Raw genomic sequence first — 7,675 nt, 5'->3', positions numbered from 1 at the left:
AAAACAAAACATTTTATATAATTATTTTTTAAATATTTCTTTAAATTTTTTATTTACTTTAAAAACAGGAACATCTTGCGCAGGCACAGTTAAAACTTTTTCACTTTTAGGAACTTTACATTTTCTTTCCTTACGGTGTTTTAATTGAACAGTTCCTAATCCTGGAAGAATTATTTTTTCATTTTTATGTAACCCTTCTTCAATTGTTTCGTTTAAAGATAGTAAAAATTTTTCTACTTCTTTTTTAGTAACGCCTAATTTGTCGGTCATTACATTTAATAAATCTGATTTGGTCAATGGTAATCTCCTTTATATTATATTTTGTCTTTTATATTCGCAAATCTACTTGTATTTTAACAAAAAAATCTTTTATCAACTACAAAAAATAACATGGATTCATTTGTTTTAAAAATTGAAAATCTTATTTATGTTTATAATAATTTATTTTTTTCAACAACAACATGAATCTAACTTGATTCTAACACACAATTGCTCTTTATTAACACAAAATCATTTATTTTTGTTTTATTTTGTCTCTAATATCTTAGATAAAATATTTTTTAGGGGTTTTTTTTCAAAAACGACTTGATAAGCGCTTTGGATGATAGGCAAAGAAATGTTTTTCTCTATAGATAAGTCATAAAAAACTTTTAAATTGTTAGCTCCTTCAATAGTTTGAAAAGAATTAGCATAAATATCGTTTAAATCTATTCCTAAACGAATTTTTTTACCCGCTTGATAATTACGTGAATTTTCATTAAAAGCTGTCACAATAAAATCGCCTAAACTAGAAAGCCCTAAAACAATGTCGGTTTTCATGTCTAAAACTTCTAACACTTTTTTCATTTCTATAATGCCTAAACTGATAAAAGCCGCTTTAGCGTTAGTTTGAAAATCCTCATTATCTAAAATACCACTTACCAAAGATAAAGCATTTTTAAAAGCACTACATAATTCGGATCCCATAACATCATCAGAAGCATTAATTTTCAAATAATAAGAGTGAGAAAACATTTCCACTATTTCTTCGCTAAAAACTTTATCATCAGAAGAAGACAATAAAAAAGTTATTCGCCTTAAAATGACTTCTTCCGCATGTGAAGGGCCTAATAAAGAAGCATAATTTTTCAACTTATCAGGATCTATTTCCTCTTTAGTAATTTGAAAAATCATTTTATTACTATTAGTTTCAATCCCTTTAGAAGCGTTAATAAAACTTTTGGGTTTTTTCAAAAGAGGATTAATTTGTTGTAAAAAAGTTCTCATTTTTTGAGCAGGGATGCATAAAACAATGATATCTGCAAAATTCAACGCTTTTTCTAAATCAGTAGTAGCAACAATATTTTCCAAAGATAAATCAAAAATAGGATGTTGTTGATTGTTAATTTTATTAATATATGTTTCGTTATTATCATATATTAAGACTTGATGTTGGTTGTCGGTCAGAACTTGCCCTAAAGTAGAACCCCAAGCGCCGCCGCCCATAATAGTGATTTTTTTCATAACAAATCCATTTCTTTCTTTTTAAAAATCATTTTAATCGGTAATCCTCTTAATTCTAAGTGTAATCTCAATTGGTTGTTTAAATATCTTTTATAAGAAAAATGAATATAATCAGGATTATTAACTAAACAAACGAATTCCGGCGGTTTGGTCGACGTTTGTTTCAGAAAATAAAATTTAGCCTTTCCGCCTTTAAATAAAGCAGGAGGATTCATTTGAGTCGCTTCATGCAAAATATCGTTCAAAAGGGAAGTACTAAAAGATTGATGATAATTATAAAATATTTTTTCTAAAACAGGAAAAAAGGTATGAATTCTTTTTTTATTAAAAGCTGACGCATACACGATAGGAACATGATCCAAAAATTTAAATTCATTTTTGATTTTTTGATCAAATTTTTTCATATCTTTATCGTTATTTGCCACTAAATCCCATTTATTAACTACAATTATACAAGGTTTAGCATAGTTAAAAATTATAGCCGCAATATTACGGTCTTGATCAGAAATTTCTTGACTAGCGTCCAGAACAAAACAAACAATATCACTTCTTTCCAGAGCGCTTAAAGTTCTTAAAGAACTGTATTTTTCTTGTTTTTCATAAATTTTGCCTCTTTTTATTAAACCGGCAGTATCTACGATATGATATGTTTTACCGTTTTTTTGAAAAACAGTATCCACAGCGTCTGTAGTGGTTCCAGGAACATCAGAAACAATCATTCTTTCTTGCGCTAATAAAGCGTTAGTTAAGGTTGATTTCCCTACATTAGGTCGTCCTATCAAAGAAAACCTTAATTCTTCGCCATTAATTTTGACATCTGTTTTGCGAGGGTGATGAGCGATTACCTTATCTAATAATTCGCCAATACCAATACCATGATGAGTGCTAATTCCCACTACTTCATTAAAACCTAAAGAATAAAAATCATAAACATTTTCGATAAAATTCATATTATCGATTTTATTGACTGCTATGATAATAGGAATATTTTTTTTATAAAGCAATTTAGCGATATCTAAATCTTCTTGAATCAATCTAGTATGACCGTCGGTCACAAAAATAATTAAATGGGCCTCATTAATAGCCAATTCTGCTTGATGTTTAATTTGTTCTTTAATAGAGACATTTTCAATTTCAATTCCTCCAGTATCAATCAAAGAAAAACTTTGGTTTAACCAGGTAGCTTTAGAATAAATACGATCTTTGGTCGTCCCTGCTTTTTCATAAACAATTGATATTCTTTCATTTAAAATACGATTGAATAAACTCGATTTGCCTACATTAGGGCGCCCTATAATAGCTACTTTAAAATTCATAATTTTTCCATTATTTTATCTTCTATAAATTGCACCACTTCATCAATAGACATATCAGTCGTATCTAATAATAAAGCATCTTCAGCTTTTTTTAGAGGAGCTAATTCTCTTTCTATATCTTGTTTATCTCTCGCTTCGATACTTTCCACAATACTTTCTAAAGAAATATTTTTTTGTTTTTTAGCGAACAATTCTTTTTGTTTTCTAAGAGCTCTCATTTGTGCAGAAGCTGTTAAAAAAATTTTTAAATTAGCTTTGGGCATCACAACAGTTCCAATGTCTCTTCCGTCCATAATAATAAAAGGGTGTTGTTGAATTAATTTTTGTTGTAAATTAAAAATTTTCTTTCTTACTACAGCTAAAGAAGAAATAAAAGAAATTGCTTTTTCTATTTCTTTATCTTTTAAACAAGCGGTTAAATCTTCATTATTCAAATAAAAGATATTGTCAGTTAATTTAATATGAGCTTCTTCTAACCTTTTAGCTAAGTTTTTTTGGTCGTCTGGAGTTTTATAAGGTACTTTATTCTTTAAAACATAATAAGTCAAAATACGGAATAAAATACCTGTATTTAAATAAAACCATCCAAATTTATCCGATAATAATTGACTGATAGTACTTTTACCTGAACCAGCTGGCCCATCAATAGCTAATTTAAAACTTAACATATTATAACATTCTCCGCGTTTTTGATTCTCTTTCTTTGAGTTGATGAATTGTGGAAATATTCGCCCCAATATGATATTGAGATATCTTTCTTTTTTTATTTCCAAATTTATTCTAACATTATTTACTCGTGTCTCGAGAGACGTATTGTCCTGTTTCTGTATTCACAATAATTGTTTCATCTTGAGCGATAAAAATAGGCACTTTAACCGTTAAACCTGTTTCTAAAACAGCATCTTTATAAGTGGTAGTTTTTTTAGTAGTATCACCAACCACTCCAGGATCCGTTTGCACTACTTTTAAAGATATTTTGTCTGGCAAAGAAACGCCTAAAATTTCTTTCTCATCGTAAAAAACCACTTCCACTACCATTTCTTCAACTAAATATTTAACTGCACCTTTTAGGATTTTTTGCGGTATTTCAATTTGTTCATAAGTCGTTTCATCAATAAAAACGTATTTTTCATAAGAAATATAAGAAAATTTTAATTTTCTTTTGTCAATTAAAGCTGTTTCTACTTTGATGCCAGAATTAAAAGTATGTTCGATAATTCCGCCTGTTCTCAAGTTTTTGAGTTTACTTCGTACAAAAGCCGCTCCTTTGCCTGGTTTAACATGTAAAAACTCAATAACTTGGTAAATATGATTATTGAATTTAATGGTTTGACCTGTTTTAAAATCGTTTGTACTAATCATCATTTTAGTTGGATTCCTTTTTTAAAAATTTTTCAATTATATTAATGGCTTGGTTTTCTAAATCATCTGATAAAGCATCTATTGCAAATAAAGGTTTTATTTGGTTTTTAAACCATGTTTTTTGTCTTTTAGCGTATTTAAAAGTTTTAGAAATAATTAAACGTTTAACTTCTTCTAAAGTGATTCTATCTTCTAAAAACAATTTTATTTCCCGATATCCGATAATATTGAAATTAGCTCGAGGATAATCTTTAATTAAAATTTTGACTTCTTCAATAAAACCTTTTTCTAACATCTGTTCTAACCTTAAAATGATTCTTTGTTTTAAAATCTTGCGATCGATATCTAAATAAATCACTAAAAAATCAAAAAGAGGCGTGTTTTTGCCTTGTTTCTCAGATCTTAATTTGCTTTGGTTTAAATGTTGATAAGCACTGATAATGCGGTGAGGATTATTCTCATCTAAAACCAAATGAGGATCTTTTTCTTTCACTGCTTGAAGTAGTTGCTTAATATCGTTCTTTTCGTCTAAATAATTTTTAGGTAAAGCTTTTCCTTCAAATTCATAATCAAAAAGAGCGGCTTTAATATATAAACCACTTCCTCCCACTAAAAAAGGAACATCAATTTGAGGAATAATTTTTCTGACATCTTTTTGAAAGTCATAAATATTATAATAATCTTTAGGTGAAATAACGTTTAACAAATGATGTTTAATGTTATTTTGTTCTTCTAAAGTGACTTTAGCTGAACCAATATCAAATTTTTGATAAATTTGCACTGAATCAGCGTTAATTATTTCACCTTGAAAATGTTGAGCTAATTTGATTGAAAGAGCGGTCTTTCCTGATGTGGTCGGACCTGCAATAACTATAATTTTTTTCACATTCTTTTCCGATTTCTTTTGGAATGAGGTTTAAATAGACAGTAATTTTTTTATTCGCTATATTTAATTTTAGTAATTTTTCTCTCTTTGCCAAAGGTCAATAAAACTCCATTTAATTGTCTTTTCCCTTCAGCGTTTTTTTGTTTCATTTTGTTTTTAGTATTTAAAAAATTATTAATAATAATGTTTTTATCTTGACCGATGACGCCATCTAAAGGACCTGTCATGCCTACATCAGATATATAAAGCGTTTTTTTAGGCAAAATACGATCATCATTCGTTTGGACGTGAGTATGAGTTCCCACTATAGCATCGATTCTTCCATCAAAATAATGAGCTAAAGCGATTTTTTCACTAGTAGCTTGAGCATGAAAATCCAATAAAGAATAATCATATTGGTCACGATATTCGTGTAAAATTTTATCTACTTCTGTAAAAGGGGAAGATAAAGAGTCGTTATTCATAAAAACTCTTCCTAAAGCGTTTATTATCAATACCTTTTTATTTTGATATTTAACTATTTTATGACCACTTCCTGCTTTCTTGCTTTCATCATTAACCGGACACGAATAACGTTAGAATGATCAATAAAATTTTCTAAAGAATTGTGCTTCCAAGTATGATTTCCCATAGTCATTAAATTAACTCCAGAAAGAGTTAAATTTTGGTAATTTTCATAATTTAAACCTTGTCCATCGGCTACATTTTCGGCATTAACAATGACCATTTCTGCATTATATTTTTTTTTTAAGAGATTGATTTTTTCCATTAAATAATCAACACCTGATTTTCCACAAATGTCTCCGACAAAAAGAATGTTCATCGTTTGCTCCTTTGTTTTATTTTTCCTCATTTGTTGAATGTTGAATTAATAAAATTAACCAAATAATAATTTAAAATAACTTTGTTAACTGTTAACATCAAAAACTTCGGTCACTCTAAATTCTCTGATAACTGTTATTTTAATACTTCCATTGTAATTGATGTTTTTTTTAATTTGCTGTTTAATTTGTTCGGCTATCAAAAAAGTTGCTAAATCATCAATATCTTCTGGCTTAACAATTACTCTTATTTCTCTACCTGATCTAATAGCGTAAGATTTCTCAACTCCTTTAATGTTATCGGCTATTTCTTCTAATTGAGTTATCCTTTGGATATAATTTTCGATTGATTCTCTACGTGCTCCAGGGCGAGAAGAACTAATTGCATCAGCAATAGCCACTAAAGCAGCTATAACAGTTTTTGGTTCTTCGTCTTCATGATGAGATGCTATAGCATCTATTACTTCTTCAGGCTCTTGAAATTTAGTCGCTAAATCCACACCAATTTTAACATGACTGCCTTCTATTTCGTAATCTAGGGCTTTTCCTATATCATGCAAAAGACCGGCTCTTCTGGCAATATTTTGGTTTTCGCCTATTTCAGCGGCTAATTTGCCAGCTATAAAAGCTACTTCCACAGAATGTCTTAAAACATTTTGCCCATAACTAGTTCTAAAATTTAATTTACCTAACAATTGGACTAAATCATTATGAATAAAACCTATTTTAGTTTCTAAAACAGCTTCTTCGCCTATTTCTTGTATAAAATTATCTACTTCCAAATTCATTTTATTAAAAGTTTTTTCAATGCTCGCTGGAGTGATTCTACCATCTACGATTAAACTTTCTAAAGTTCTTCTCGCTATTTCTCTTCTAATAGAATCAAAAGAACTTAAAATAACTGTGTTAGGAACATCATCTATAATTAGATCAACTCCTGTGATAATTTCAAAAGATTTAATGTTTCTACCTTCTTTACCAATAATACGACCTTTTAAATCATTATTTTCAAAATAAATGATATCTACATTATGTTCCGAAGAAATATCTCGAGATAAAGTTTGCATTGCGAAAACTAATAAATTAGTGGCTTGTTTTTTAACTTTAAATTTCAACTCTTCTTCTTTTTCTTTAATTAAAAACATCATATCTTGCGCAACTAATGTTCTTGCCTCTTCCATTAAAATTTCTTGAGCTTTAACTTGAGTTAAAGAAGCTATTTCTTCTAATTTTGATTGTTGTTGGTTAATAATTTGTTGGATCTTGCTTTGAAGGCGTTCCATTTCTTTTTTTTGCTTATTGATATTGTGTTCTTTAAAAAACAATAATTCCTCTTTCTCATTTAAATATTTAGTTCGAGAAGCCAACAAGTCTTCTTTATAAATTATTTTTTCCTCTAAATTAACGATTATTTTTCTTCTTTGATTTAAATCATATTCTGTTTCTTTTTTTAATAAATAAATTTCTTTTTTAGCTTCTGATAAGACATCTTGCGCTAATATTTGAGAATTTATTATTTTATCTTTGATTTTTTTATTGGTGTTTTGAAGCATTTTTTGAATTTTAAACCGATAATGAAAAAAATAATAATAAACTCCCGCAGTTAATAAGATTAAGAGCAGAACAACCAAAGCAAGGAACCATAAATTTGTTCCTGGTAACATTTTAATTGTATGCCTTCCCTTTTTTACATATGTGTGTTTTTTTATTTTTATTCTTGAAAATGAAAATAATTTTTTTATCAAACAAAAATAACTTATCCTTATTATAAACCATTATTTAGAATT

9 protein-coding genes are annotated in these 7,675 nt (G+C 28.3%); all 9 read right to left on the bottom strand.

The genetic code is table 11. The annotated features are described in order from the left end of the window. Positions 1–21: 21 nt before the first annotated feature. The 9 genes from RI76_RS01675 to rny all read right to left on the bottom strand — a co-directional run bounded on the left by RI76_RS01675 (position 22) and on the right by rny (position 7,552). Positions 22–297 carry an HU family DNA-binding protein gene (locus RI76_RS01675; protein WP_017192407.1) on the bottom strand — a complete coding sequence of 92 codons (276 nt, stop codon included), beginning with the start codon at positions 295–297 and terminating at the stop codon, positions 22–24. Between the two features lie 228 nt (positions 298–525). Beyond that, positions 526–1,503 carry an NAD(P)H-dependent glycerol-3-phosphate dehydrogenase gene (locus RI76_RS01670; protein WP_017192406.1) on the bottom strand — a complete coding sequence of 326 codons (978 nt, stop codon included), beginning with the start codon at positions 1,501–1,503 and terminating at the stop codon, positions 526–528. Continuing rightward, entirely contained in the window at positions 1,500–2,819 is a 1,320-nt protein-coding gene (gene der, locus RI76_RS01665; RefSeq protein WP_017192405.1) for a ribosome biogenesis GTPase Der, read from the bottom strand. The genes RI76_RS01670 and der overlap by 4 nt, the downstream gene beginning before the upstream one ends. Further along, a complete protein-coding gene (gene cmk, locus RI76_RS01660) occupies positions 2,816–3,487 on the bottom strand; it encodes a (d)CMP kinase (protein ID WP_017192404.1) in 672 nt (223 codons plus the stop codon). Before cmk ends, der begins: the two co-directional genes overlap by 4 nt. 118 nt (positions 3,488–3,605) lie before the next feature. After that, positions 3,606–4,181: an elongation factor P gene (gene efp / locus RI76_RS01655; protein ID WP_026072046.1), complete on the bottom strand. Its 576-nt coding sequence runs from the start codon at positions 4,179–4,181 to the stop codon at positions 3,606–3,608. Positions 4,182–4,185: 4 nt separating this feature from the next. After that, positions 4,186–5,067 carry a tRNA (adenosine(37)-N6)-dimethylallyltransferase MiaA gene (gene miaA, locus RI76_RS01650; RefSeq protein ID WP_017192402.1) on the bottom strand — a complete coding sequence of 294 codons (882 nt, stop codon included), beginning with the start codon at positions 5,065–5,067 and terminating at the stop codon, positions 4,186–4,188. Positions 5,068–5,117: 50 nt separating this feature from the next. Further along, a complete protein-coding gene (locus RI76_RS03315; protein ID WP_261974332.1) occupies positions 5,118–5,588 on the bottom strand; it encodes a YmdB family metallophosphoesterase in 471 nt (156 codons plus the stop codon). After that, complete coding sequence (locus tag RI76_RS03310) at positions 5,585–5,890, bottom strand: YmdB family metallophosphoesterase (RefSeq protein WP_261974331.1); 306 nt, start codon at positions 5,888–5,890, stop codon at positions 5,585–5,587. Before RI76_RS03310 ends, RI76_RS03315 begins: the two co-directional genes overlap by 4 nt. A gap of 84 nt (positions 5,891–5,974) precedes the next feature. Then, positions 5,975–7,552: a ribonuclease Y gene (gene rny / locus RI76_RS01640; RefSeq protein WP_017192401.1), complete on the bottom strand. Its 1,578-nt coding sequence runs from the start codon at positions 7,550–7,552 to the stop codon at positions 5,975–5,977. Between the last annotated feature and the right edge of the window lie 123 nt (positions 7,553–7,675).

Source organism: Milkweed yellows phytoplasma str. MW1 (assembly GCF_000309485.1).
GTDB lineage: Bacteria > Bacillota_I > Bacilli_A > Acholeplasmatales > Acholeplasmataceae > Phytoplasma.
Note: the sequence above shows the minus strand (reverse complement) of the source record. Positions and strands in the feature narration are given on the sequence as shown.

Bases quoted from the DNA above. Each gene is read 5' to 3' on its own strand.
- RI76_RS01670 (WP_017192406.1), bottom strand. From the start codon at position 1,503: ATGAAAAAAATCACTATTATGGGCGGCGGCGCTTGGGGTTCTACTTTA.
- der (WP_017192405.1), bottom strand. From the start codon at position 2,819: ATGAATTTTAAAGTAGCTATTATAGGGCGCCCTAATGTAGGCAAATCG.
- cmk (WP_017192404.1), bottom strand. From the start codon at position 3,487: ATGTTAAGTTTTAAATTAGCTATTGATGGGCCAGCTGGTTCAGGTAAA.
- efp (WP_026072046.1), bottom strand. From the start codon at position 4,181: ATGATTAGTACAAACGATTTTAAAACAGGTCAAACCATTAAATTCAAT.
- RI76_RS03310 (WP_261974331.1), bottom strand. From the start codon at position 5,890: ATGAACATTCTTTTTGTCGGAGACATTTGTGGAAAATCAGGTGTTGAT.
- rny (WP_017192401.1), bottom strand. From the start codon at position 7,552: ATGTTACCAGGAACAAATTTATGGTTCCTTGCTTTGGTTGTTCTGCTC.